We start from the raw sequence: 26,079 nt of genomic DNA on the forward strand, positions 1-26,079 counted from the left end.
AACGCGCTAGAGGCTGCCTCCGCAGAATACTCAGCAATGGTTCAGCCAGATCGCGCGAATGCGCTCCTCCGGCGGGAACCCATCGCCCGCACCAGCGACCAACAGGCTATCTTCGTGACCGACAGCATCAGCATTATCAGCAAGATCTCCACCTCGTTCGCCGCGTTTGCGATGGCGACGATGCCGATCGCGGCGCAGGCCCAGCAGGCGGGCAACGCTGCACAGCAGGGCGCTCCGCAGCCCTCCGCCGCGCAGCAGGCGGCGACGGACGGGCCCTTCGGCATCCCCGCCGAGGTGGTCAGGTCCGACCACCAGGACCCGAACATGCGCACCGCCACCGCCAAGGTGAACGGCACGGTCATCACCGGTACGGACATTGATCACCGGGTCGCGCTGGTCCTCGCCGCTTCGGAGCGCAAGGAAATCCCCGCCGATCAGCTGCAGGCGCTGCGGATGCAGGTGCTGCGCAACCTGATCGACGAAACGCTGCAGATCCAGGCCGCCGCCGCGCAGGACATGGAAGTGTCTTCCGAAGAGGTGAACCAGCGCTACGCCATCCTGGCGCAGCAGAATTTCGGCAGCAATCCGCAGCAGATGGACAAGTTCCTGATCGCCGCAGGCTCGTCCCCCGCCACGCTCAAGCGTCAGATTCAGGGCGAAATCGCGTGGCAGATGCTCCTGCGCCGCAACGTGGCCCCGTTCATCAACGTCTCCGCCGAAGAGGTCAATGACACGATCGAGCGGCTGAAGACCTCGCGCGGGCAGGAAGAATACCGCCTCGCCGAGATCTATCTGTCGGCAACGCCCGAAACCGCCGCGACCGTCGAAGCCAATGCCGAGCAGATCATGGACCAGATCCGCGCCGGCGGCAGCTTCCAGGCCTATGCCCGGCAGTTTTCCGAATCGACCACCGCCTCGGTCGGCGGCGATCTCGGCTTCGTCCGGCTGGGCACCCTGCCCGGCCAGATGGCCGAGGTGGCGACCAAGATGACCCCCGGCCAGCTGGTCGGCCCCGTTCCGATCCCGGGCGGCTATGTCATCATGCTGCTGCTCGACAAGCGACAGGTGCTGACCGCCGACCCGCGCGATGCCGTGCTCAGCCTCAAGCAGATCGCGATCACCTTCCCGCAGGGAACGAGCCAGGATCGCGCCAACGCACGGGTGGAAGAATTCGCCAACGCGATCGGCACGATCCGTGGCTGCGGCGATGCGAACCGGGTGGCCGAATCGGTCGGCGCGAGCGTGGTCGACAATGATTCGATCACCGTGCGCGATCTGCCGCCGCAGCTGCAGGCGTCGCTGATGGACCTGCAGGTCGGCCAGACCACGCCGCCTTTCGGCTCCATGCAGGACGGTGTTAGGGTGCTGCTGCTGTGCGGCCGCGACGATCCGGAAGTGAATGGCGAACCCGATTTCGACCAGATCATGGACCGGATCGAGGAAGAGCGGATCAGCAAGCGCGCCCAGCGCTTCCTGCGCGACCTGCGCGACGACGCGATCATCGAATACAACTGATCAGGTGACCACGCCGCTCCCGCTGGCCGTTACCATCGGCGACCCGGCGGGCGTCGGGCCGGAGATTGTCGCGCACATCCTGGCGCGCGAAGCCGAGCTTGGCCTGCCCCCGCTGCGGGTGGTCGGAGAGCCCGGCTCTCCATTGCGCACCGGCCAGCCCGATCGTGCATCGGCCCAATGCGCTCTCGACGCGCTGGGGCAGGCCGTCGCCATGGTCCGCTCGGGCGAGTGCAGCGCCCTGGTGACCGGCCCGGTGGCCAAGTCCGCTATTGCCCAGATCGATCCGAACTTCGTCGGCCAGACCGAATTCCTTGCCGATGCCTGCGGGTTGCCGCGGGAGGATGCGGTGATGATGCTCGCCGGGCCATCGCTCAAGACCGTCCCGATGACCGTGCATTGCGCGCTGGCCGATGTGCCCGCGCGTCTCTCGCAACATCTGATCGTGCAGCGCAGCCGGATCGTAGCCGCAGCGCTGCGCACAGACTACGGGATCGATGCGCCGCGTATCGCGATCGCCGGGCTCAACCCACACGCGGGTGAGGATGGCCGCATGGGGCGCGAGGAGATCGAGGTAATCGCCCCCGCCATCGCCACCTTGCGCGAACAGGGCATCGACACCACCGGCCCGCATCCCGCCGACACGCTGTTCGCGCCGCACAAGCGAGGGACTTACGACGTGGCGATCGCGATGTATCACGATCAGGCGCTGGTCCCGATCAAGGCGCTCGATTTCGACGAAGGGGTCAACGTCACGCTCGGCCTGCCGATCGTGCGCACCTCGCCCGACCACGGCACCGCGTTCGACATTGCGGGCAAGGGCATCGCTCGACCCGATGCGATGATCGCGGCGATCCGCATGGCGGGGCAGATTGCTGCGCGGCGGAGCCGATGACCGACCTCCCACCTTTACGCGAAGTGATCGCGGCGCACGGCCTCAGCGCGTCCAAGGCGCTCGGCCAGAATTTCCTGTTCGACGAGCAGTTGCTCGCGCGCATCGCGGCGGTGCCGGGCGACCTGTCGGGCAGGAACGTGCTCGAAGTCGGCCCCGGCCCCGGCGGGCTCACGCGCGCGCTCCTGCGTGCCGGGGCGAAGGTCACCGCGATCGAGATGGACCGCCGCTGCCTGCCCGCGCTCGCCGAACTCGGCGACGCCTTCCCCGGCCAGCTGACCGTGATCGAGGGCGATGCGCTCAAGATCGACCACGACGCCATCTTCGACGGCGAACCCTACGCGATCCTCTCCAACCTGCCCTACAACGTCGGCACCGCGCTGTTCACCCGCTGGATGGGCGGCGAGGCATGGCCACCCAACTGGACATCGCTCACCCTGATGTTCCAGCAGGAGGTCGCGCAACGGATCGTCGCGCAGCCGGGCGGCTCTGCCTACGGACGCCTCGCGGTCCTCGCCCAGTGGCGCGGCACGGCGAAGCTGGCGATGAAGGTCCACCGCAGCGCCTTCACCCCGCCGCCCAAGGTGATGAGCGCGATCGTCCATGTGACCCCCGCTGCAATGCCCGATGGCGTCTCGGCCGCGAAGCTGGAACAGGTCACCGCCGCCGCCTTCGGCCAGCGCCGCAAGATGCTGCGCCAGAGCCTGAAGGGCGTGCCTGGCGCGCTGGATGCGCTGGAGACGCTCGGCATCGACCCGCAGCGGCGTGCCGAAACGCTCGACGTCGGGGAATTCGTGGTCCTCGCCCGCGCGCTGTCCACCTGACCGGGCTTGGCCAGCCGCGTCGCGCAGGCTAGGCCCCCGGGCATGAACAGACTTTCCGGCCCCCTCCAGCAGGCCATCGACACTATCGACGGCGCGGCCATGCTCGCGCAGGTCGAGCGCTGGGCACGTATCAACTCGGGCACCGCCAACCTCGACGGCCTCGCCCGCATGGCTCAGGAACTGAGCGAGGCGTTCTCCGCCCTCCCCGGCGAAATCACGCTGGAAGAGCCCGCCCCGGTGACGGCGGTCGACGCAAGCGGCAAGGAAACCGCGGTTCAGAACGGCAAGCACTTCGTGTTGCGCGTGCGTCCGGAGGCGCAGCGGCGGTTCATCCTGACCGGGCATATGGACACCGTCTTCCCCGCCGATCACCCGTTTCAGGACCTGACCTGGCTCGACGACGAGGTGCTCAACGGGCCCGGCACGGCGGACATGAAGGGAGGCCTCGCGATCATCCTCGCCTCGCTCACTGCGCTCGAGCAGATCGAGGCATGGCAGCAGGTCGGCTACGACGTGCTGATCAATGCCGACGAGGAAACCGGCTCGCTCTCCTCCGCGCCGCTGATCGAGGACCTGGCGCAGGGCAAATACGCCGCGCTGACCTTCGAGCCTGCGGCGACGCCCGAGGGCACGCTCGCCCATGCGCGCGGCGGCAGCGGGAATTACAGCCTGATCGTCACCGGTAAGTCCGCCCACGCCGGGCGCAACCCGCACGATGGGCGTAACGCGATCGTCGCCGCCTCCACGCTCGCGGTGCGGCTCAAGGAATTGCAGCGCGACGATATCAGCGTGAACCCGGCCAAGATCGATGGCGGCGCGGCGAACAACGTCGTGCCCGACCATGCCGTCCTCCGCTTCAACATCCGCCCGAAGGAGCCCGCCGCAGCCGAGCGATTTGAGGCGGAAATGCACGCTCTGATCGGCGAGGTGAAGCAGGCCCAGGAGGTCGATATCACGATCCACGGCGGTATCTCGCGTCCGCCCAAGCCGGTCGACCGCAAGGCGCAGGCGCTGTTCGATCTGGTCCGCGAATGCGGCGCCGAGCTGGGGCAGGAGATCGACTGGAAATCCACCGGTGGCGTGTGCGACGGCAATAATATCGCCGCTACCGGCGTGCCGGTGGTCGATACGATGGGCGTGCGTGGCGGCAAGATCCACTCGCCCGACGAGTTCATGATCGCCCCTTCGCTGAAGGAACGCGCCGCGCTCGCGGCGATGGTCCTGCACGGACTGGCAACGGAGGATGTGCTGTGAGTTTCGTAATCCGCCCCTCGCGCGAGGACGACCTCGAGCATCTGTACGAAATGGCCAAGCTGACCGGCGGCGGATTCACCAACCTGCCCGCCGACCGCGATGCGCTGCGCGGCAAGCTGGAACGCTCGGCCAAGGCCTTCGCCAATAGGGGCCACGAGTTGGTCGACGAGACCTTCCTGCTGGTGCTGGAAAATACCGAGACCGGCGCGGTGCGCGGCACCTGCCAGCTGATGACGCAGGTCGGCCAGCAATGGCCGTTCTATTCCTACCGGCTCAACACGCTGACCCAGTACAGCCAAGAGCTGGACCGCACGGTGCGCGCAGAAATGCTGCACTTGGTCACCGATCTGGAAGGGTGCAGCGAGGTCGGCGGGCTATTCCTCCACCCGAACGAGCGCGCCGGAGGCCTCGGCCTGCTGCTCGCGCGCAGCCGCTACCTGTTCATCGCGATGCACCGCCAGCGGTTTGCCGAGCGCGTGCTGGCCGAACTGCGCGGCATTATCGACGATCGCGGCGGCTCGCCTTTCTGGGACGGGGTCGCCGGGCGTTTCTTCGGGATGACCTTCCAGGAGGCCGACTATTTCAACGCGATCAACGGCAACCAGTTCATCGCCGACCTGATGCCCAAATATCCGGTCTATGTCGCAATGCTGGACGACGATGCACGCGAGGTGATCGGCCTCCCCCACCCCACCGGCCGCGCCGCGATGAAGATGCTGGAGAAGGAAGGCCTGCGCTTCGAAGGCTATGTCGACATCTTCGACGGCGGCCCGACCATGCTCGCGCGGACCGACGATGTGGTGAGCGTAGCGGATGCCAAGCCCCTCACACTGGGCAGCACGGCACTCGACAAGGGTGAGCGCGCCTTGATCGCTACCGGCCATCTCACCGATTTCCGCTGCAGCTATGGCTCGCGCAGCATTGATGGCGACACGATCGCGATCGACGCGGCCGGCGCCGCGACCTTACAGGTGGGCGAAGGCGATACCGTGTGGAGCGTGCCCAAATAGCCATCTGACTCGTCATCGCGAGGAGCGAAGCGACGTGGCGATCCATGGCCCGCGCGCTTTGCAATCAGTTCATCCATGGATTGCCGCGCGACCTCCGGTCGCTCGCAATGACGACAGGGAAAACCGTGCTCAAGGAAATCAACTTCGACGGGATCATCGGCCCCTCGCACAACTACGCGGGGCTGAGCCTCGGCAATATCGCCAGCGCGAGCCATCGCGGGCAGACCAGCCACCCGCGCGAGGCGGCTCTGCAGGGCCTCGCCAAGATGCGCGGCAATATGGCGCGCGGGCTTCCGCAGGGCTTCCTCCTGCCGCTGCCGCGTCCCAATGGCGTGCTGGGAGATGCGCTGGCGCTCGACGGCACAGAGGATCCTGCCCTGCGCGCCGCGCCCTGGTCCGCCTCGGCCATGTGGACCGCCAATGCGGCGACGGTCAGCCCCGCGCCCGACACGCGCGACGGGCGCTGCCACCTGACCCCAGCCAACCTCATCACCATGCTCCATCGCGCGCAGGAATGGCAGGATACCAAAGCGCAGCTCGACATCGCCTTCGGCGATGCAAAGCACTTCGCGGTCCACGACGCGGTGCCGCCGACCTTCGGCGACGAGGGTGCGGCCAACCACATGCGACTTTGCGAGAGCCACGGCGAGGCGGGCGTCGAGGTGTTCGTCTATGGCAAGCCGGGCGGCAAGTTCCCCGCGCGCCAGCACGAACAGGCAAGCCGCGCGGTCGCACGCATGCATGGGCTCGATCCGAAACGTACGGTGTTCATCGAACAGAACCTCGAGGCGATCGAGGCGGGCGCGTTCCATAACGACGTGGTCGCCGTGGCGAACGAGCGCGTGCTGTTCACCCACGCGCGCGCCTTCGCCGATCCGCAGGGGGCCTATGGCGCGATCCGCGAGGCGTTCCCCGCGCTCGAACTGGTCGAAGTGCCCGAGAGCGCGGTGAGTCTCGAAGAGGCGATCCGCACCTATCTGTTCAACGCGCAGTTGCTCACCCTGCCCGACGGCACCATGGCGCTGGTCGTCCCCAGCGAATGCCGCGAATCGACGAGCGTTTGGGCGTTCTGCGAAAAGATGACGGAGAGCAATGGCCCGATCCGACAGGTGATCCCGGTCGATGTGCGCCAGTCGATGGCCAATGGCGGCGGCCCCGCCTGTCTGCGCCTGCGCGTGGTCGCCGACCCCGCGACGGTCGATCCGCGCTTCCTGCTCGACGAGGCGAAGGCGGAGCAAATCGAGGCGGTCATCGCCGAGCATTGGCCTGAAGCGATCGAACCGGCCCAGCTTGGCACCGATGCGCTGAGCGAACAGGTGCGCGCGGCACGCGGCGCGCTGCTCGACGCGCTCGATCTAACCGAATTAGGGTAAACGCTCTGGTTACCCTGTCGGGTAAGCTTACAATGGCCCGCGCGTTAACCAGCGCGGGCCGCAGGAACCCTCATCTGGCACAGGCTTTGCGTAGGTAATCCGCCGGCCGCGTTAAGGATGAAGATGCTCCGCAAGATTTCCCGCCTGTTCGTGATCAAGACCCGGTTCGAGGCGTTCCTGATCATCTACGCGCTGGCGCTGGGCGCAACCGCGCGCGGGGCAAACTATCTGGAGCAATATCCCGGCTGGGGCGGCAAGCTGCTGTTCCTCGCCTGCTCGGCGGCGGTATTCATGGCGGGGGCGAAGATCCTCGACTGCCTGAGGCACGAGAAGGCGGCGAAGGAGGCACTGTCCACAGAGCGCTAATGCAGGGAATGAAGGTGGGGGATTCTGTTGCTAGGCTCCCCCGGGCCCCCGGTATCCGTTCTGTTGCCCGGTCGGTCCAACCGCGCTTTAGCTTTGTAAATTCAGGCCGTTAGGCCATCAAATTACGCAGCGAGAGCGAGTGCTTCGTTATCGTTGGCACTTGTGAAAAGAGCTTTTTACGGAGTGCTCATTCCGGGCAAAAACGATGCCTTTCAACGCATGTCGATCCTGGTTCGGCCCCATCAGGAAGCCCGCCCCTCTCGCTAGGGAACCGGGCCTTTTGGTGGAGCCGCCGGGTACTGCCCCCGGGTCCATTGCGTCTATTATACACCGCAGTTTATCACCATAGCCGGCCGAAACCGGCACCGACCTATATAGGCGCTGCGCGCTGAATGTGAAGTGAGGATCAAGCCAGACGCCACATGCCATCCTTGGTGGCTGGAGCAAATTGGCCCTTTTTGCGAAGCTTCATGGCTTCCCAGCGCATCGCATATTGCCACGTGAAGAAAAGGTCGCCGGACGCTTTCAACTCTTCAGCATGTGCTTTCCATATGTGCTCGGCCACACGAGGGACAGGAGATGGGCCCAGCTCTTGCACAGCCGCGAGCACCCACTTTCCCAAATCATCACGCGTTGCCATTCCCGCCTCCTTGGCCTCCCCGCTCCGCCTTCAGCTCGGCGAGAATCTTCTTCAGCACATCGAGCTGCGGATCGGTCGGCACCTCGTCGCTCTTGGAGCTATCCTCCACCTCGGCCTGCTTGCGCTGCATTTCCTCGGTCACGCGGTTCACGCCGCGCACCAGCAGGAACAGCGCAAAGGCCACGATCAGGAAGTTGATGATCGCGGTGATCAGCGCGCCATAGCCGATCATCGCGACACCAGCCTCCTTCAGCTGCTCGTAGTTGTCGAGCGCGCCGTCGTAGCCTTCGGGAATCTCGCCCAGCCGCAGGAACCAGTTGGAAAAGTCGATATCACCGAACAGCCAGCCGATCAGCGGCATCAGCACCGCGTCGGTCAGCTGCTTCACGATGCCGCTGAACGCCGCGCCGATCACCACGCCGACCGCCAGATCGATCACGTTGCCGCGGGCGATGAATTTCTTGAATTCCTTGAACATGCGAGAGGTGCCCCCTTCGTCTGCCGCCTGTCTCGCGCCTCTTGTGCACAAGGCGATGGGGCGAGACAATCTTGCCCCCGATTGCGCCCACAAATCCTTGCACCGACGGGGGCGTGTCGTATATTGGCAATACACCATTTTTCCGGAGAGATAATTCGATGGCGTTCCGCACTTTCGCTCGCTCGATCCTGCTCGCGCTCGGCCTCGTGTCGCTGAGCGCATGCGGCATCAACTCGGTCCCCACGGCAGAGGAAGAGGCCAACGCCCGCTGGGCCGACGTGCAGAGCGCGTATCAGCGCCGCGCGGATCTGGTCCCCAACCTCGTCAACACGGTGCGCGCCGCAGCGGCGTCGGAAGAGGACATTCTGACCCAGGTGATCCAGGCCCGTGCCAGCGCCACTCAGACCCAGCTGACCACCGACGACCTCAAGGATCCGGCGGCGATCCAGCGCTTCGATCAGGCGCAAAGCCAGCTTGGCGGTGCGCTTTCGCGGCTGCTGGTGACGGTCGAGAAATACCCCGAACTGCAGAGTCAGGCGCGTTTCGCGGACCTGATGACCCAGCTGGAAGGCACGGAAAACCGGATCGAAGTGGCGCGCAATCGCTACAACGAGGCGGTGCAGAACTATAACACCACCATCCGCACCTTCCCCGCGACGATCGCCGCCAACGTGATCTACGGTGCGGAGCCGATGGAAGGCTTCAAGGCGCAGGCTGGCAGCGAGATCGCACCCGAAGTGAACTTCGATGACATGAGCAGCCCCAGCGCCGCCGCGCCCGCCAACGACAACGCGGCAACCGGCGCCGATCGGAACGGGGCCGCCACCGGCACCGACAATTGATCGGGCGGCTTGTGCCTGCCCGCTGTGTCGCCATTGCGCCGCTGCTGCTGGCCGCCTGTTCGCTGCAAAGCGCAGCGACGCCGGTGGCGCAGCGGCCCGATGGCCCCGTGCTGGACGAGGCCGAGATTTTCGCGCCCGAAGCCGAGGCCGCACTCGACCAGGATCTGACCGAGTACTGGCGCACATCGGGCGTTGCGTTGGTCGTTTTCACCGACGCATCGCTCGGCGGCGAGTCGATCGAGCACGTGGCGAACGAGACGTTCAACGAATGGGGCATCGGTGACGAGACAACCAAGTGCGGCCTGCTCGTCCTCGTCGCACCCACAGAGAGGACGGTACGGATCGAAGTCGGCCTCGGGCTGGAAAACGATGTCAGCGACGTTCGCGCCAAGCGCATCATCGAGAATGCGATGATCCCCCTTTATCGCGCAGGCGACATCGCCGGGGGCACGCTCGCCGGGGTCGAGGAACTCAAGCGCGCCGCCCCCAATCCCCCGCAATGCCGTGAAGGTGCCCCCTCGTGACCCTGCTTAGAACCCTGATCCTGTTCGCCCTCGTGCTGCTCGCACTGCCTGCCGCCGCGCAGGAGCTGCCGCCGCGCCCCGAAGGGCCGGTCTACGACGGCGCGAACATGATCGACGCCGCGACAGAGGCCAAGCTCGACGAGGAACTGCGCGCCTATAGCAAAAAGACGGGCCGCACAGTGGTCGTCGCGACCATTCCGACACTCGATGAACAGACGGTCGAGAGCTACGCGGTCGATCTCTATAAGACTTGGGGCATCGGCGGCGAGGAGACCGACGAGGGCGCGCTGCTGCTAGTTGCCAAGAAGGAGCAGAAGCTCCGGATCGAGGTCGGCTATGGCTCCACCCCCACGCTGACCGACGCAATGTCCGGGCGGATCATCCGCAACACGATCGCCCCTGCCTTCAAGCAGGGCGACTTCGGCGGCGGGATCGCGGCGGGGGTCGCGCAGATGATCGAGGCGCTCGACATGGACCCGGCGACCGCCAAGGCGATCGAGGAAGCGGAGGCCACCGCGCGCGCACAACGCGGAGACGAGGTGACTGGCGCAACCATCGGCGGCGCGTTCGTGTGGCTGATCCTGATCTTCGCCTTCATCGCCATCTTCGGGCGCGGCAAGAAGGGTCGCAGGCGGCGGCGCTACGGCGCAGGCAGCGCGGTGGGCGATGTGCTGCTGTGGACCGCGATCAACTCCGCACTCAACTCGGGTGACGGCGACGGCTGGGGCGGCGGTGATGGCGGCTTCGGCGGTGGCGGAGGCGGCGGTGGTTTCGGCGGCTTCGGCGGCGGCATGTCCGGCGGCGGCGGCGCGAGCGGAGGCTGGTGATGCAGATAACCCACGCAGATAGCGAAGCGGTGACCCGCGCGGTCGCCGAAGCGGAGCTGAAAACTTCGGGCGAGATCGTCACGGTCGTGGCGCAGGAGAGCGACGGCTATACCGACGTCGCGCTGGCGCTTTCGGCCTTCGTCGCCTTCACCGGGCTGATGCTGCTCGCCTTCTTTCCCGATCCCGTCACCGGGCTGGTGGACACCCTGTCGGGCGGGTGGAACAGCGAATGGACCGCGTCGGGCCTGCTGGGCCTCGCCAGCGCGATCACCATCGTGCTGTTCCTCGCCACCTTTGCGCTGACGCTGAGCCCCGCGGTGCGCTTCGCGCTGATCCCGGGCCGGGTGAAGACCTTGCGGGTGGAAGACGCCGCGATCCGGCATTTCAAGGTCGGCGCGGAACGGCGCACGCATGGCAGAACGGGCGTGCTGATCTTCGTGTCCCTGCGCGAACACCGCGCGCAGATCGTCGCCGATTCCGCGATTGCCGAGCAGGTGCCGCCCGAAGTGTGGGGCGATGCGATGGTCGACATGCTGCGCGAGATAAAGGCGGGCCAGCTGGGCGCCGGAATCGCGGCGGGCGTGCGCGACGTGGGCGAAATCCTCGCCCCCCATTTCCCCCGCGCCGAGGACGACCAGAACGAGCTGCCCGATCGCCTGATCCAGCTTTGAGGGGGTGCGGGTTCGACCTCTCGGCCCTAGTACACCCTCCCCAACCCCTTCCCTTAAGGGAAAGGGCGTCTTAGGGCCCGCCTGACATGACCTATCCCCCCGACCACGACGCGCCCGAGGAAATCCGCTGGCAGGGCGACTACATCGTCGCCAAGCAGCGGGGCCGCTGGGAATATGCCAGCCGCCCGCGCAATATCCGCGCCGCAGCAATCATCGCAATCGACGCCTCCGATTCCGGGGCACACGTGCTGCTGGTCGAACAGTACCGCGTGCCGCTGGGCCGTCGCTGCCTCGAAATCCCCGCCGGGCTGGTCGGCGACGATGACGGTGCGTCGGACGAGAGCGCCATCACCGCCGCGCACCGCGAGCTGGAGGAAGAAACCGGCTACCGCGCGGCGACGATCACCGATCTGGGCGAGTTCTTCTCCAGCCCCGGGATGGTCTCGGAAGGGTTCTCCCTGCTGCGCGCCGAAGGGCTGACCAAGGTCGGCGACGGCGGCGGCGTCGATGGCGAGGATATCACGGTCCACCGCGTGAAGCTGGCCGAGCTGGCCGCTTTCGTGGACGAGAAACGCGCAGCAGGGGTTGCTCTCGACGTGCGCCTCGCCATGCTGCTGATGACACAGAAAATTGGAGAGAACGGATGGCTGGACGGGTAGCGGGCAAGCTCGCACTGATTACGGGCGCGGCGCAGGGGCTTGGCGCTCAGGCCGCGACCACGCTGGCGCGCGAGGGTGCGCGGGTGCTGTGCACCGACATCAACGGCGAAGGCGCGCAGGCGACCGCCGATGCGATCAATGAAGAGCTGGGCGCGGATACCGCATTTGCGATGAAGCATGACGTGACCGAGCCCGACCAGTGGGATGCGGCGATCGCGATGGCGGACGACAAGCTCGGCGGGCTGAGCATCCTGCTCAACAATGCTGGCATCGGCGTGCGCGGCAATATCGAGACCTGCACGCTGGAAGATTGGCGCCGCGGCTTCGCGATCAATGTCGATGGGCCGTTCCTCGGCTGCCAGAAGGCGCTGAAGCTGATGAAGGACAATCAGCCCGGCTCGATCATCAATATCAGCTCGATCGCGGGACTGATCGCGAGCGACACCATGCCCGGCTACAACGCCAGCAAGGCGGCAGTGTGGATGCTGACCAAGTCGGTCGCGCTCTATTGTGCGAAGATGGGCTGGAATATCCGCTGCAACTCGATCCATCCGACCTTCGTCGATACGCCCATTCTGGATGGGATCGGCAAGAATGCCGGGCTCGACAAGGAAGTGGTGATGGGCAAGCTGGCGCGTCAGATCCCGCTCGGGCGGGTCGGCAAGCCGCAGGAAATCGCCAATGGCGTGCTCTATCTCGCCAGTGACGAGAGCAGTTTCATGACTGCGGCGGAGCTGCGGCTGGATGGCGGCATTTCGGCAATGTGAAGAAGGCTTGGTGCGGGGGCGATCCACTCGCCCCCGACCGGGAGTTGTGGCCGGAGTGGGCCTCCGGCCGGGTCAGTCGGCGATCGCCCACAGGATGAGATAGGCGATCAGCGGGGCGCCGGTCAGGAAGATGGTCGTCAGCACGAAGGCGAGGCGGACCATGGTGACGTCCCAACCGAAATAGTTGGCGATCCCTGCGCAGACCCCGGCGATCGAGCCGCGCTGCTTGTCGAGGCGGAACTCGCGGGCGGGCCGCGATGCGTGGCGGTCGGTGTCGAGCTGGCTCATGCGACCATCCCGGCAGTATCGACCATCACGGGCACGATGGCGAAGGCGAAGGCGAGGCCGGTGAAGGCGAGTGCCCCGGCGGCGGCGAGCAGGTTGCGGGTAAGCGATTGCATGGTGTCGGTCTCCAGTGAAAAATCTGTGGTGGGGTGGCTCAGGCGATGACCAGGCCGGTCGGGCTGGCAGGGATGATCGCGGTGGCGAAGAACATGGCCGAGATGCCGACTGCGAAGACGGCGGCGAAGGTGTTGCGGGCGATGGATTGCATGGTGAGTGTGTCCTTTGAAAAGCGGTTGGTGAGGTAGGTCAGACTGTGGCGGCTCAGGCGATAACGAGGCCGGTGGGGCTGGCAGGGACGATCGCGGTGGCGAAGAAAACGGCGGAGATACCCAGCGCCATAACGGCGGCGAACATGCGGCTGCGGAGGTCGGTGGTGGTCATGTGAGTGGTTCCTTTCATGTTTCCGGGGGACCATCCCGCCGGATATCGACTACTTTGCAGGAGCCGTGCCAAGTTGAAGAAATGGCGGAATTGCGTGGTTCGGAGGTGAGCCGGACGACAACCACTCGTTCACCTTTCCGAAAGCTTGGGAATTTTTCCCAACTCTTGGAACCGGGCTTTTCACGCATTCCGCTGGCCTGCATCCGCGCGCCGCGCTAGGCCCCGTTCTCAAAGGCCCCCATGGCGCTCGACCGCATCTCGATCCTCGATTTTCGCAACCATCGGCAGACCGCGCTGGAAGACACCGCGCGGTTCAATCTGCTCGTGGGTGCGAATGGTGCGGGAAAGACCAACGTGCTCGAGGCACTCTCGCTGCTTGCGCCGGGGCGCGGGTTGCGGCGGGCGAAACTGCCCGAGATGGCGCGGATCGACGGGCCGGGCGGATTTACCGTCGCCGCGCGGCTGCAGCCTGCCGACGGGGCGGAGCCGGTCCAGTTGGGCACCGTGGTCGATGCGGCACAACCCAATCGCCGCCGGGTGCGTGTCAACGGGGCGGAGCGCAGCGCGCTGGGTCTGTCCGAATGGCTCTCGGTCCGCTGGCTGACCCCGGCGATGGACGGGCTGTTTACCGACAGCGCAGGCGCGCGGCGGCGTTATCTCGATCGGCTGGCGCTGGCGACCGCGCCCGGCCACGCCGCGCTCTCCAACCGCTACGAAACCGCGCTGCGCAACCGCAATCGGCTGCTGTCGGACGATGCGCCGCCCGATCCGCAATGGCTCGATGCGCTGGAGGCGCAGCTGGCGGAGCACGGCGCCGCGATCGCCGCCAATCGCCGCGCGCTGGTCGAAGAGCTGAACCGCGAGCTGGAGGCGCAGGCCGATGCGCTGTTTCCCCGCCCTCTCTTGGCGATCGAGCCGACCGGGCCGGAAGAGCATACCGCATTGGCCGATGCCCTGCGCGGCAATCGTCGGACGGAACGCCGCGCAGGCCGCACGCTGATCGGCCCGCATCGCGCGGAACTGGCGGTGACGCTGGCCGACAAGGGCGTACCCGCCGCCCGCGCCTCGACCGGCGAACAGAAGGCGATGCTGATCGCGATCACGCTGGCGCACGGCGCGCTGGCGACACGCGGGCGCGCGGGGCTACTGCTGCTGGACGAGGTTGCCGCGCATCTCGACCCGCAGCGGCGCGAAGCACTGTTCGCGCGCCTCGCCGCCAATGGTGAGCAGGTATGGATGACCGGAACCGAGCGGATGCCGTTCGACCCGATCCTGCCCGACGCCGCCGTGTGGGACGTGTCTGGCGGTTCGCTGCGGCGGATCTGAGGCCCCGGTCGCTTACTCGAAGGTTTCTGCGGTGACATGTTCCTTGGGGCTGGGCCCGTACTTGTTCGGTCCCGGCGTGCCCGGCAGCGCCATCACCACGATGTAGGCAATGGACGCTATCAGGCCGAGCAGCGGAATAGCGCTCAGGATAATGAAACCCAGATACCACCAGCCGGTCATCTCGCGATCGTGCAGGCGGCGCACCGACACGGCAATGCTGGGGATCAGCACGACCAGACCCCACACGATAAACAGCATCCCGAAGCCGCCGAAGAGGATCGAATAGACCGATGCAGGATCGTTCGGGTCTGCCGCCCCCAGGCGGTCCGCCGTCGAGCCGGTGGCCACGATCAGAATGCCGATCACCGAGTAGACGATCACGTTGAGCAGCGCGAACATCCAGAATTCGAGCCGTCGCGAACGGCCCTGAAAATCGAAGTACCGCTTAAACGGCAGGATCATCCACTGCATCATTCTTCCCCCAAGGCATTGGGCGTGCACCTGCCCGCCCGGACGTTACCCGGCGATATTGTGCATGGCCGAAACGCTGCCGCAAGGCCGAACACCGCCGCTTCCATGCATCTCGACGCAAAAAAGAGGCCCCGCAACGGGGGCCTCTTCTCCTGGTGTCCAATTCTCTTGCGAGAGGCTTAGAACTTGAAGCGCACGGTGCCGCCATAGGTGCGCGGCGCGCTGGGATAGCCGGAAACCGAGCCAGACTGCGCAACGCTGGGGAAGACCGTCAGGATGTAACGGTCGTTGGTCAGGTTGCGGACATAGCCGGCAATCTCGATCCCGTTGGCGAGCGCCAGCGTGAGCGAGGCGTTGACCAGGTTCACTTCGCGGCGGAAGTTGTTGTCACGCACCGACGAGAGCCCGTTGTTCACGAACACGTTGCTCTCGTGGTTGTAGTCCACACGGGCGATCAGCTGGTTGCCGCTGTAGCCGAAATCGTGGGTGTATGTCGCCGAGGTCGAGATCGCGAACTCGGGGATGCCACCCGGCCGCATGCCGGTCAGGTCGCCAACCGGGGAGTTGGCGAAGCTGTCGTACGTCGCGTCGAGATAGGTCATCGCGAAGGTGATCGCCAGCGGGTCCGCCGGGGTGATGACCGTGTCGAACTCGAACCCGCGGGTCGACTGCTGTTCGGCGTTGGACAGCGCGAAGCCGGTGCCGGTGAACAGGTTCGACTGGAAGCCCTTGAGCGTCTGGTCGAACAGCGCGAGGTTGAACGAGATGCCCGGGTAGTTACCCTTCAGACCGATTTCATACACTTCGGCATTTTCCGGCCCGGCGAAGCGGGTGCCGACCGTCAGGTTGGTGATCGGCAGGCCCGCATCGCGGATCGGCGAGGACGGCGAGAGGAAGCGGCTGCCGCCAACCACGCCCGGCACACCCGCAGGGAGCGTGGCGGGAATGTAGTCACCGAACACCGGCCGGCTGTCACGCGACAGGTTGATCGAGCTTGCCTTGAAGCCGGTCGCGTAGGTCACATAGGTGTTCAGCTCCGGCGTGATCTCGAACGAGGCACGCAGGGTGTAGGTGAACTTGTCGTCGTGGGTCTTGCCCGGTTCCACCGCGTTGGGGACGCCAAGGAACGGCGGCAGGAACTGCAGCGCGGCGAGGCCGAGCAGCGGGTTACACACCGCCGGGTTGGACACGCCGGTGGGGCACGGCGTCACCGCCAGCTGCGACACCTGGCCGAACACGGCCTGCCCCAGAGGGGTGCCCACGAAGGCATTGAACTGGGCCGGGTCGGTCGCGTCGATCCCGGCCGCATTGGCCAGGGCGCCGACGATATAGGCATCCGCCAGGTTGACGTTCGCCAGCGGATCGAGCGAGCGCTGCGAAAGCTGGAAGTCCTTGCGGTCGTCGGTGTAGTTGAAGCCCGCACTCAGGGTCAGACGATCGTCGAGCATGGTGAAGTCGAGCGTGCCGAAGACCGACCAGCTCTCGTTCTGCATCGCGAAGCTTTCCCGCGTGCTCGGGCCCGCAGCGAAGCTCGAACCGACCGGCAGACCAAGCTGGGTCTCGACCGCCGCCAGCGTGCCCGGGGTGCCGCCACCCGCCAGCAGATCGAAGAACAGGCGACCATCCGCGCCGTTGGTGATGCCGCTCTGCTGGGTGACGTCGTCGTTGTAGTAGAAGCCGCCGAGCAGGAAGTTGAACGGCCCGTCGAAGTCCGAGGTGACCCGCACTTCCTGCGTGAAGGTCTTGGCCTTCTGGTCACGGAACTCGCGGATGAAGTCGAGCCCGGTGAAATCGACGTCCTGGTTGAAGAAGTTGTCGAGCACACGATACGCGGTGATCGCGGTGACCCCGATCGTATCCAGATCGAGGTCAGCCTGCCACGAGAGACCGTAGCTTTCGACTTCGTTGACCGGCAGGAGGTTGAGCGCCGCGGTATCGCCGAAGAAATCATTGGTGATGATGTTGCCGCCTGCGGCGAACACCAGCGGCGTGGTCGGCCCGGCGACAAGGTTGTTCACCTGGCAGCAGATCTCGTCGATCTTGGAATAGTCGCCGATCGCACGCATGCGCAGCGGGCCGCCATTGTCGAACAGCAGGTCCGCACGGGCGTTCCAGCGGTTGCGATCGTTCAGCTTCTCATCGAAGCCGATCACTTCGGCGTAGCCGTCGCGCTTGTTGAGCCCGCCGGAAATCGCGAAGGCCAGATCGTCGGTCAGCGGGCCGGTAAGATCGCCCTTGAGCACGAACTGGTTGAAGTTGCCGTAGGTCGCGCTGACCGAACCGCCGAAGTCGAACTGCGGCTCGCGCGTGATGACCGAGACGACACCGGCGCTCGCGTTCTTGCCGAACAGGGTCGACTGCGGACCGCGCAGCACTTCGATGCGGTTCACATTGGCAAGGTCGCCGATGGCGCCGGCAGAGCGCGACCGGAACACACCGTCGATGAACACACCGACCGACGGCTCGACACCGAAGTTGTTGTCGCCGTTACCGAAACCGCGGATGATGAAGGTGGTGGTGGAAGAGTTCTGCAATTGGCTGACGCGCAGCGACGGGGTGACCGTCTGCACGTCGATAAGGTCGCGGATCTCGGCGCGCTCCAGCGTTTCGCCGGTGGTCACGCTGACCGAAACGGGCGCTTCCTGAAGGGTCTGTTCGCGCTTGGTCGCGGTGACGACGATGGTGTTGCCACCCAGCGCCTGCTCCAGCTCTTCCGCGGTCTCGACATCCTCACCGTTGTCGGACTGGCCGGCAGGCGCGTTGTCCTGCGCGTGGGCTGCGACCGGCAGCGCGAGCGCGGCAACACCGGCAAACAGGGCGTGGCGGGAAAATCCGGCGATGCCGGAGGACGAATGAGCCATCGAGTGCTTCCTCTCTCATGTGGTTTCGGTGCGCATGGTTTGCGCTTGGTTTCACCAGTAAACCGCGAGTTTCCCGCACTCAACTCCGAAAAGCGCAGAATCCGGCGGGCTCGCGCACAAGTGTTGCTCAAACGGCACAGGAAATGGCGCACGCTCGTGCATGCCGTAACGGAATGGGGCAGGTCGCCAAATGCTTTGCGATGAGCCGAAATCCTTGTCGCAGCACCATTTCCGCCCGATTCGCAGGCACGAGAGCACGACCAACCTCACACAAAGCCTCACACAGGGGTGGCCTAACCCGCCTGCACGCGGGTTTGACGCGCGCATCACTTGCTGCATCGCACCAAGGCGGCTAAGGGCGCGGCGCAACAGCGCCCCGCGCGCGTCTCCCTCCCCGAAAGCGAACCTCTCCCATGTCCCTGCGCAATATCGCAATCATCGCCCACGTCGACCACGGCAAGACCACGCTGGTCGACCAGCTGTTCCGCCAGTCCGGCACCTTCCGTGAAAACCAGCGGGTGGAAGAACGCGCGATGGACTCCGGCGACCTCGAAAAGGAACGCGGGATCACCATCCTCGCCAAGTGCACCAGCGTCGAATGGCAGCACGGCGACGAGACCACCCGGATCAACATCGTCGACACCCCGGGCCACGCCGACTTCGGCGGCGAGGTGGAGCGTATCCTGAGCATGGTCGACGGCGTCATCCTGCTGGTCGATAGCGCCGAAGGCCCGATGCCGCAGACCAAGTTCGTCACCGGCAAGGCGCTGGCGCTGGGCCTGCGCCCGATCGTGGTGGTCAACAAGATCGACCGCGCCGACGCCCGCCCGCAGGAAGTGCTCGACGAAGTGTTCGACCTGTTCGCCAATCTCGACGCCACGGACGAGCAGCTCGAATTCCCGAGCCTGTGGGCCTCGGGCCGCGACGGCTATGCGAGCGAGGACGAGAACGCACGCGAAGGCGATCTCCAGCCGCTGTTCAAGCTGATCGTCGACCACGTGCCCGCGCCGGGCCTCGACACCGACGGGCCCTTCGCCTTCCTCGCCACCCTGCTCGACCGGGACAACTTCATGGGCCGCGTGCTCACCGGCCGCGTCCAGCAGGGCAAGATCAAGGTCAACGATCCGATCCACGCGCTCGACCGCGACGGCAAGGTGATCGAAGTCGGCCGCGCGACCAAGCTGATGAGCTTCGACGGGCTCGACCGCGTGCCCGTGGAGAGCGCGCAGGCGGGTGACATCATCGCGATGGCCGGCCTCGAAAAGGCCACCGTCGCCAACACCATTGCCGACCCTGCGGTGAAGGAACCGATCGCCGCGCAGCCGATCGACCCGCCCACGCTCGCGATGCGCTTTGCCGTCAACGACTCCCCTCTCGCGGGCCGTGAGGGCGACAAGGTGACCAGCCGCATGATCCGCGACCGCCTGAACCGCGAAGCGGAAACCAACGTCGCCATCCGCGTGACCGAAGCCGACGACAAGGACAGCTTCGAAGTCGCGGGCCGCGGCGAACTGCAGCTGGGCGTGCTGATCGAGACAATGCGCCGCGAAGGCTTCGAACTCGGCATCTCGCGCCCGCGCGTGCTGTTCAAGGAAGAGAACGGCCAGCGGCAGGAGCCGTACGAAACCGTCGTGATCGACGTGGACGACGAATTCTCCGGCACGGTGGTCGAGAAGATGCAGCGCCGCAAGGCCGAGCTGACCGAGATGCGCCCGTCGGGCCAGGGCAAGACCCGCATCACCTTCTCCGCCCCCAGCCGCGGCCTGATCGGCTACCACGGCGAATTCCTGTCCGACACGCGCGGCACGGGGATCATGAACCGCCTGTTCGAGAAGTACGACGCCTACAAGGGCCCGATCGAAGGCCGCCAGAACGGCGTGCTGATCTCGATGGTGCCGGGCGAGGCGGTGCCCTACGCGCTCAACGCGCTGGAGGACCGCGGCGAGCTGTTCATCGGCGGCGGCGCGAAGATCTACGAAGGCATGATCATCGGCGAGAACGCCAAGCCCGACGATCTCGAAGTCAACCCGATGAAGTCGAAGCAGCTGACCAACTTCCGCTCGACCGGCAAGGACGACGCGATCCGCCTCACCCCGCCGCGCGTGATGACGCTGGAACAGGCGATCGCCTATATCGACGACGACGAGATGGTCGAAGTCACCCCCCAGAACATCCGCCTGCGCAAACGCCACCTCGACCCCCATGAGCGCAAGCGCCACAAGCGCAAGATGGATAGCTAAGTTCGCGCTGCGAGCGAGCGGACATCCCCTATAAAGCTCTCGAGATTCTGGAGATGAGGCCGGACAGGCTTCGGGAACTTTTCCCGGAGCTTTTCCGGGACCACCAAAGTCACACCAGCTGAAGTCATTTCCCGGAATTGGCTTTCCGACACGCCCTCCTGTAATGTCAGAAGGTGCTTGCGCGGGATGCGGTCTGCCTCGTTGAGGATCTGTCGCCACCTGTCTCGGCAAGTGGTCTTTACCGCGAGCATACGTAGCTGGTCCGCCGGGAATGAACTGTCTTGGTAGGCTGACTGGGATGGGAATAGAAAATCCGGGGACTTACCCGGCTCGGAAACCGGCTGATGCGAGAAGTCGGCATTCTCGACCAGATTTTCTTCAATGAAGATCGCGCGTGCATGCAATTCGAGCGACCGGCCTGACCGTGCCTTGCGTCGCTGAAGTATGGTCTGCGCCCGGACGATGAAATCGTCCACGCTCGAAAATCCTGCCGTGATATTCGGCAGCTCAATCGCCTTCTCTACGCTTCGAAAAATCTCGAATTCGCAGTCCCTGCGTCGCAATATGCGGTTGTCGGGGCCGAGGCTATTATCAGGGCGTAGTGCCACTGCTTTCTCGACGATTTCCAGTCCGCTTGGGAACTTCGTCAGCCAATTGGTTGGCATTTCGTCATTGGACAACCAGCAACTAGCCCGCGGAGCAGCTTGGACGAAAAGATCTCCGTCTCGCACCGTTCCTGGCGTCCAAACCCGATAACGGCCAGGCTCAACCGGTCCGACCCGGTCCTCGACGATGTCTTCTTCCAACTCACTGCTGCAAACCCACACATGACAGTCGATGGCAACGCCTTCGTCATCGCGCCGGAAGACGAAAACAGAAATCGCGCCGGTACTTTCCGGGTTAAGCAAGGCGGAATCTATTCCGCCGAAATTTGTAAAGCGGGCTTCATCACGCGGACTCTTGGCGGTGCTGCCGTGGTACTTATTATTATAATAGACAGCGCGCGCACGAACATGATCGCAGTGTGAGTCGATGTAGAAATCGAGCCAGGAATCAGGGTTCTTGATGTCTCGTCGATCGATTGACGGGACTACGGAGAAGATAATGTCTTTTGGCACATACGGACCTGCCTGATGGGAATCGTTGGCAAGAGTATCATTGCCTGACAGTCGTTTGGCATACCAGAGAACGTTTCCGACTGCGTATCGGTCAAGCCAATCCGGCAGTTCCATCATCACAATTGCCTCCCCTTACTTCCGCGACTTTTCGATCCGATCGCAACCAACGATCGGTGCTCGAGATTGCGGCCAAGGCACCGATGCGCGCTGGCCCCTTGAAGGCGCATTCCCAGACTGTCAGCACTCGCCAGTCAGAGCGTGTCAATTCAGCAAGTGCTGCATCGTCTCTCTGGCGATTGGCCTCAATTTTCGCGCGCCAGAAGGCTTCCCTTGTCTTCGGCCATTTGAACAGCGGGCAGTCGTGCCCGTGCCAGAAGCATCCGTTCACGAAAATGGCGGCGTTGTATTTCGGAAAGACAAGATCGGGCTTGCCCGGCAGCTTCCCGTCATGAAGCCGGTAGCGGAAACCCAAGCGGTGAAGCCCACGCCTCAGCACCATTTCCGGCTTCGTATCTTTCGACCGGATTCCCGCCATCATCCGGCTGCGAACTTCCGGCGAAACGATGTCAGCCAACGGCAGCCAGCTTGCGATCAGGCCGCGAGATGGAAACAGTGTGCCGGGCTTTTTCCGGCCCTTTCGCCCCCAATGCAGCCGCAAGATGATCTCTGATGGCGTTAGCCAGAAACTCCACCACTGGCACCACCACTGCATTGCCGAACTGCCGGTAGGCTTGCGTATCCGAAACAGGAATTGTCCAGCGGCGCTCCCCACGATCGAACCCCATGAGCCTTGCACATTCGAGTGGCGTCAGACGGCGAGGCCGTTTGCCTTCCTGTGCGATGAGAATTTCCGAGCCGTCCTTGTGGTAACGTGCCGACAAAGTTCTCGCCACATCGCCGGGACCGAAAAGGCTGTAGCCGAAACCATTGCCCTTTGCTTCGTGCTTCTTCCGATACTCCTGAAGGTACTCCCAGAGGCGCGGGGTGAGAGTATATTTAGGATCAACCTGATCATGGGGCTCAAGAATGCTACCAAGCTTCGGCCCGTCTGCGACTGCCGGAATTTCCAGCCCTGCGAGGTTGAACGCCGACTTCTCTCGAAAGCCGACTATAAATATCCTCTCTCGCTTTTGCGGCACCCAGGGCGCCGAACTGATCACCCTCGCCTGCACATGGTAGCCGAGTTCGTTCTCCAGAACATGCATGATGGTGGCAAACGTGCGCCCCTTGTCATGCCCTTCCAGATTCTTGACGTTTTCCAGCACGAAAGCTGCGGGCTGGTGGTGGGCAATGATCTGTGCGGTGTCGAAAAAGAGGGTGCCTTGGGTGTCGCACATAAAACCATGCGGGCGACCAAGCGCATTTTTCTTGGAAACGCCCGCAAGCGAAAATGGCTGGCACGGGAACCCTCCGAGCAGCACATCATGCTCGGGGATCAGTTCGGGGTTTTCAGCGAACTCGCGTACGTCACCATGCAACTTGTGGTTGTCGCGAAAATTCACACGGTAGGTTTCCTGGGCGAACCTGTCCCACTCGGAAGTGAACACGCAATGGCCACCAATTCCCTGGAAGCCGATACGCAATCCTCCGATACCGGCGAACAGATCGATAAACCGGAAATGCAAATCCCTGTCAGGATCCGTCACGGAAGGATCGGGGCCAAACTGCGCCAGCACCTCCAGAGCACGATACACGGAGGCCTTCGGCTTGGCTTCACCTCGCTCCCAGCGATAGATTGTACTCGGGCAATAATCGAGCTCTCTCGCCGCATCCTCGACCGACAGGCCTGCCATCTGCCGCAATTCCGTAAAAGACATGTTCGTCATGGCCACCTCCGGGTCAATTTCTAGCATCATGCCAAAATTCGCCCCGGCGCACAAGAACATAAAAAGAACATTGTGAGTTCATCCACAGTCATGGGCCTACTCCGGGACTCGGGCGGATCGAGCTGCTGATGGCAGCCTGATTTTCCTACTCCCCAGCGCCGCGCTACACTCGCCGCCGCTCTTTCGCACCGTCCGTCACCACGCCGCGCCCCGGTCACGCCGCTGATCGACGGGGTCGATAAGTTCGCGCCGTTCGATCGAGCAGATTTGAACCCCTGGACTGTGTGTCAGGTGTGTCAGGCCACCCCGGCAATGCCGCTCTGCGGGCGCTCCGCCTGCCCTGTATGAGACACTTCCCGGCTTCCTGTGGTCAAACCGTTCACGAGCCGTTAGGCAATGCGCCCATGCAGACAGGCGTACTCATCTCACTCGCAGCCTATTTCGCCCTCATGCTGGCGATCGGGCTATTTGCTTGGAAGAAATCGACCGATACCTCGGAAGGGTATCTGCTCGCCGGACGCGGGCTGTCGCCGGGGGTGGCGGCGCTCTCGGCCGGCGCGTCGGACATGTCGGGCTGGCTGTTGCTGGGCCTGCCCGGGGCGCTCTACGCCGCCGGCCTGGTCGAGGCGTGGATCGGGATCGGGCTGTTCGTGGGCGCGGTGCTCAACTGGACGATCGTCGCGCCGAGACTGCGCGAACAGACCGAACGGCTGGGCAATGCGCTGACCATTCCGGAGTTCATGGCCAACCGCTTCCCCAGCCGCGCGGTGGCGCTGCGGGTGGTCTCCGCGATCGTGATCGTGGTGTTCTTCATGGTGTACTCCGCCGCAGGCCTGGTCGGCGGCGGCAAGCTGTTCGAAACCGCCTTCCCCGCGCTGTTGCCCGATACCGGGCTGAGCGACTACATGATGGGCGTGTGGATCACCGCGGGCGTGGTGCTGGCCTACACGATGGTCGGCGGGTTCCTCGCGGTGAGCCTGACGGACTTCGTCCAGGGGGTGATCATGCTGCTGGCGCTGGTCGTCATGCCGCTGGTGGTGATGTTCGGCCCCGGCGGGAGCGCGGGTGACAGCCTGACCGAGATCCAGCCCGGCTTCCTCAGCCTGACGCAGGGGCTGACCGCGATCGGCTGGCTCAGCGCGGTGACCTGGGGGCTCGGCTATTTCGGGCAGCCACACATCATCGTGCGCTTCATGGCGATTCGCTCCATCCCCGAGGTGGCGACGGCGCGCAATATCGGGCTGATCTGGATGTTCGTGTGCCTGCTCGGCTCACTGGGCATCGGGCTCGCGGGGCGCGCCTATGCGGACCGCAACGGCATCGTGGTCGACGATCCGGAAACGATCTTCGTGGTGCTGGCGGACCTGCTGTTCCACCCGCTGGTGACCGGCTTCCTGCTCGCCGCGCTGCTGGCCGCGATCATGAGCACGATCTCCTCACAGCTGCTGGTCTCGTCCAGCTCGCTGACCGAGGATTTCTACCGTCTGTTCCTGCGCCGCGATGCGAGCGAGCGCGAGGCGGTGAACGTGGGCCGCGTCAGCGTGCTGATCGTGGCGCTGGCCGCGATCTGGGTCGCCAGCGATCCGGAAAGCGAAGTGCTGGGCCTGGTCGCCAATGCCTGGGCCGGGTTCGGTGCCGCATTCGGCCCGCTGATCCTGCTCGCCCTGGTCTGGCCGCGGATGACCGGGTCCGGCGCGCTCGCCGGGCTGGTGGTCGGCGCGGGCACGGTCGGCTTCTGGATCGCGCAGGGCTGGAACAGCGAGTTCCTGGGCGGCCCGGGTGTGTACGAGATCATCCCCGGCTTCATCGCCTCGACCATCGCGGTCGTGCTCGTCAGCCTCGCCACCAAGGAAGAGGATCTGGGCCACTACGCGGTCGAGGGTGAAGCCGCCTAGCTGGCGCCCTCCTCGGCCACGAACTGTGCGATCGCGTCCACCAGTCCGGGCGCGAGCGGCAGGTCGGGGTCGGCATAGGTAGCGAGGTTGGCCGCGCGGGTGTCGTCCGGCACCTGCTTGAGAACGTGGTTCACACGCTCGAGGATCACCAGCGTTGCATCGGGCCGCACGGAGGCCAGCGCCCGCGCGTCGGCGGCGGGCGTCTGCAAGTCTGCGGTGCCGTTTAGGATCAGCACCGGCAGATCATGCGCTGCGATCAACTCGGCCGGCTCCTGCCGGAACACGCTGCCGAGGAAGCTCTGCACCTGCGGAGCGAACAGCGGCACAAGTGCGGGATGCATCCCGCCAGCAGGAACGCTCTCGCCCGCCCTCAGCTTAGCGATGATCGCGTCGATCTCGGGCAATATCGGAGCATTTGCGGGATTGGCGGCGAGCTGCGCCCTGAGGACATCGCCAAGGTTGCGCGCAACGCTCGCCACCAGCAGCAGCCCGCAATAGCGCGACGGGTCCTCCGCCTCCGCCGCTGCCGCCATCGTCATCAGCCCCCCCTCGCTGTGGCCGAGCAGCCAGACGCACTGCCCGCCGCTTGCTTGGGAGATCGTGTCCGCCCAGCTCTCTATGTCGGCGACATAGTCGTCCACGGTCACTGCGTTGGGATCGGGCACCGCGGCCGCGCTGCCGAACATCCCGCGCTTGTCGATCCGGACCGAGGCAATGCCCCGCTGCGCCAGCGCCTCGGCAAGCAGCTTGTAGGTCTGCGCCGCGATGCCCAGCGGGCTGTTGCCGTCGCGGTCGGTCGGGCCGGAGCCGGGCACGATCAGCACTGCGGGCGTGCCTTGCGCGAGCGTGCCCTCCAGCGTCCCGGCAAGGTCACCCTCCAACCCGGCATGAGTGGTGGTGATCGCCTGTTGCGCAGACAACGGACAGGCCATTGCCGAGAGCATCAGCGCACTCGCGAGTGTGGTAGCTCTGCGCAT

The 26,079-nt window shown here is 64.9% G+C and carries 27 protein-coding genes and 1 other RNA gene; 16 read left to right on the plus strand and 12 right to left on the minus strand.

The features are described 5' to 3' along the window. Positions 1-114 precede the first annotated feature (114 nt). The 7 genes from VO57_016145 (at position 115) to VO57_016175 (ending at position 7,231) form a co-directional block, all read left to right on the plus strand. Positions 115-1,515, plus strand: coding sequence for a peptidylprolyl isomerase (locus VO57_016145; protein ID XBL69643.1), 1,401 nt, complete (start codon positions 115-117; stop codon positions 1,513-1,515). 4 nt (positions 1,516-1,519) lie between these two features. Continuing rightward, on the plus strand, positions 1,520-2,407 hold the full coding sequence (gene pdxA, locus VO57_016150; protein XBL69644.1) for a 4-hydroxythreonine-4-phosphate dehydrogenase PdxA: 888 nt from the start codon (positions 1,520-1,522) through the stop codon (positions 2,405-2,407). Further along, positions 2,404-3,228, plus strand: coding sequence for a 16S rRNA (adenine(1518)-N(6)/adenine(1519)-N(6))-dimethyltransferase RsmA (gene rsmA / locus VO57_016155; GenBank protein ID XBL69645.1), 825 nt, complete (start codon positions 2,404-2,406; stop codon positions 3,226-3,228). The genes pdxA and rsmA overlap by 4 nt, the downstream gene beginning before the upstream one ends. Positions 3,229-3,270: 42 nt before the next feature. After that, entirely contained in the window at positions 3,271-4,482 is a 1,212-nt protein-coding gene (locus tag VO57_016160) for a hydrolase (protein ID XBL69646.1), read from the plus strand. Next, positions 4,479-5,492 carry an arginine N-succinyltransferase gene (locus tag VO57_016165; GenBank protein XBL69647.1) on the plus strand — a complete coding sequence of 338 codons (1,014 nt, stop codon included), beginning with the start codon at positions 4,479-4,481 and terminating at the stop codon, positions 5,490-5,492. The genes VO57_016160 and VO57_016165 overlap by 4 nt, the downstream gene beginning before the upstream one ends. A 107-nt stretch (positions 5,493-5,599) precedes the next feature. Further along, positions 5,600-6,865, plus strand: coding sequence for an N-succinylarginine dihydrolase (locus VO57_016170; protein ID XBL69648.1), 1,266 nt, complete (start codon positions 5,600-5,602; stop codon positions 6,863-6,865). Positions 6,866-6,988: 123 nt separating this feature from the next. Further along, positions 6,989-7,231, plus strand: a complete 243-nt coding sequence (locus VO57_016175; protein XBL69649.1) for a hypothetical protein — start codon at positions 6,989-6,991, stop codon at positions 7,229-7,231. 50 nt (positions 7,232-7,281) lie between these two features. Here the strand turns inward: VO57_016175 and ssrA are convergent. From ssrA to mscL, 3 genes are all read right to left on the minus strand, one after another. Continuing rightward, positions 7,282-7,634, minus strand: a transfer-messenger RNA (tmRNA) gene (ssrA, locus tag VO57_016180). Positions 7,635-7,637: 3 nt separating this feature from the next. Further along, positions 7,638-7,871, minus strand: a complete 234-nt coding sequence (locus VO57_016185) for a hypothetical protein (protein ID XBL69650.1) — start codon at positions 7,869-7,871, stop codon at positions 7,638-7,640. Then, the gene (gene mscL, locus VO57_016190) at positions 7,858-8,349 is read right to left on the minus strand and encodes a large conductance mechanosensitive channel protein MscL (protein XBL69651.1); all 492 of its coding nucleotides are present in this window, start codon (positions 8,347-8,349) and stop codon (positions 7,858-7,860) included. Before mscL ends, VO57_016185 begins: the two co-directional genes overlap by 14 nt. 158 nt (positions 8,350-8,507) lie before the next feature. Here mscL and VO57_016195 point away from each other — a divergent pair, with 158 nt between their 5' ends. The 6 genes from VO57_016195 to VO57_016220 all read left to right on the plus strand — a co-directional run bounded on the left by VO57_016195 (position 8,508) and on the right by VO57_016220 (position 12,639). Continuing rightward, positions 8,508-9,191, plus strand: coding sequence for a LemA family protein (locus VO57_016195; protein XBL69652.1), 684 nt, complete (start codon positions 8,508-8,510; stop codon positions 9,189-9,191). Between the two features lie 11 nt (positions 9,192-9,202). After that, positions 9,203-9,715 (plus strand): TPM domain-containing protein, encoded by a 513-nt coding sequence (locus VO57_016200; protein XBL69653.1) that lies wholly within the window; start codon positions 9,203-9,205, stop codon positions 9,713-9,715. Then, positions 9,712-10,542, plus strand: a complete 831-nt coding sequence (locus tag VO57_016205) for a TPM domain-containing protein (protein XBL69654.1) — start codon at positions 9,712-9,714, stop codon at positions 10,540-10,542. The genes VO57_016200 and VO57_016205 overlap by 4 nt, the downstream gene beginning before the upstream one ends. Beyond that, a complete protein-coding gene (locus VO57_016210) occupies positions 10,542-11,213 on the plus strand; it encodes a hypothetical protein (protein XBL69655.1) in 672 nt (223 codons plus the stop codon). The genes VO57_016205 and VO57_016210 overlap by 1 nt, the downstream gene beginning before the upstream one ends. Before the next feature lie 86 nt (positions 11,214-11,299). Next, positions 11,300-11,872 carry an NUDIX hydrolase gene (locus VO57_016215; protein ID XBL69656.1) on the plus strand — a complete coding sequence of 191 codons (573 nt, stop codon included), beginning with the start codon at positions 11,300-11,302 and terminating at the stop codon, positions 11,870-11,872. Next, on the plus strand, positions 11,857-12,639 hold the full coding sequence (locus tag VO57_016220) for an SDR family oxidoreductase (GenBank protein XBL69657.1): 783 nt from the start codon (positions 11,857-11,859) through the stop codon (positions 12,637-12,639). The genes VO57_016215 and VO57_016220 overlap by 16 nt, the downstream gene beginning before the upstream one ends. Before the next feature lie 72 nt (positions 12,640-12,711). Here the strand turns inward: VO57_016220 and VO57_016225 are convergent, their stop codons facing one another. The 3 genes from VO57_016225 to VO57_016235 all read right to left on the minus strand — a co-directional run bounded on the left by VO57_016225 (position 12,712) and on the right by VO57_016235 (position 13,365). Beyond that, entirely contained in the window at positions 12,712-12,927 is a 216-nt protein-coding gene (locus VO57_016225; protein ID XBL69658.1) for a PspC domain-containing protein, read from the minus strand. 151 nt (positions 12,928-13,078) lie between these two features. Then, entirely contained in the window at positions 13,079-13,192 is a 114-nt protein-coding gene (locus tag VO57_016230) for an enoyl-CoA hydratase (protein ID XBL69659.1), read from the minus strand. A gap of 53 nt (positions 13,193-13,245) precedes the next feature. Further along, positions 13,246-13,365, minus strand: coding sequence for a recombination protein F (locus VO57_016235; GenBank protein ID XBL69660.1), 120 nt, complete (start codon positions 13,363-13,365; stop codon positions 13,246-13,248). A gap of 240 nt (positions 13,366-13,605) precedes the next feature. Between VO57_016235 and recF the strand changes: the two genes are divergently transcribed. Then, the gene (recF, locus tag VO57_016240; protein XBL69661.1) at positions 13,606-14,691 is read left to right on the plus strand and encodes a DNA replication/repair protein RecF; all 1,086 of its coding nucleotides are present in this window, start codon (positions 13,606-13,608) and stop codon (positions 14,689-14,691) included. 12 nt (positions 14,692-14,703) lie between these two features. On the opposite strand, the gene VO57_016245 is transcribed toward recF, so the two are convergent. Beyond that, positions 14,704-15,153 (minus strand): DUF805 domain-containing protein, encoded by a 450-nt coding sequence (locus VO57_016245; GenBank protein ID XBL69662.1) that lies wholly within the window; start codon positions 15,151-15,153, stop codon positions 14,704-14,706. A gap of 188 nt (positions 15,154-15,341) precedes the next feature. After that, on the minus strand, positions 15,342-18,023 hold the full coding sequence (locus VO57_016250; GenBank protein XBL69663.1) for a TonB-dependent receptor: 2,682 nt from the start codon (positions 18,021-18,023) through the stop codon (positions 15,342-15,344). 413 nt (positions 18,024-18,436) lie between these two features. On the opposite strand from VO57_016250, the gene typA reads away from it, so the two are divergent. Continuing rightward, positions 18,437-20,263, plus strand: a complete 1,827-nt coding sequence (typA, locus tag VO57_016255) for a translational GTPase TypA (GenBank protein ID XBL69664.1) — start codon at positions 18,437-18,439, stop codon at positions 20,261-20,263. Here the strand turns inward: typA and VO57_016260 are convergent. Genes VO57_016260 through dcm form a run of 3 tightly spaced genes read right to left on the minus strand, consistent with a single transcriptional unit; the run spans position 20,260 to position 23,237 of the window. Further along, a complete protein-coding gene (locus VO57_016260) occupies positions 20,260-21,498 on the minus strand; it encodes a type II restriction endonuclease (protein ID XBL69665.1) in 1,239 nt (412 codons plus the stop codon). The genes typA and VO57_016260 overlap by 4 nt on opposite strands. After that, positions 21,473-21,955, minus strand: a complete 483-nt coding sequence (locus tag VO57_016265) for a very short patch repair endonuclease (protein XBL69666.1) — start codon at positions 21,953-21,955, stop codon at positions 21,473-21,475. The genes VO57_016260 and VO57_016265 overlap by 26 nt, the downstream gene beginning before the upstream one ends. After that, entirely contained in the window at positions 21,948-23,237 is a 1,290-nt protein-coding gene (gene dcm / locus VO57_016270; GenBank protein XBL69667.1) for a DNA (cytosine-5-)-methyltransferase, read from the minus strand. The genes VO57_016265 and dcm overlap by 8 nt, the downstream gene beginning before the upstream one ends. A 374-nt stretch (positions 23,238-23,611) precedes the next feature. On the opposite strand from dcm, the gene putP reads away from it, so the two are divergent. Continuing rightward, positions 23,612-25,102, plus strand: coding sequence for a sodium/proline symporter PutP (putP, locus tag VO57_016275; GenBank protein ID XBL69668.1), 1,491 nt, complete (start codon positions 23,612-23,614; stop codon positions 25,100-25,102). Here the strand turns inward: putP and VO57_016280 are convergent. Continuing rightward, the gene (locus VO57_016280) at positions 25,099-26,079 is read right to left on the minus strand and encodes an alpha/beta fold hydrolase (protein XBL69669.1); all 981 of its coding nucleotides are present in this window, start codon (positions 26,077-26,079) and stop codon (positions 25,099-25,101) included. The genes putP and VO57_016280 overlap by 4 nt on opposite strands.

The organism is Citromicrobium bathyomarinum (assembly GCA_001306305.2).
Taxonomy (GTDB): Bacteria; Pseudomonadota; Alphaproteobacteria; order Sphingomonadales; family Sphingomonadaceae; genus Alteriqipengyuania; species Alteriqipengyuania bathyomarina.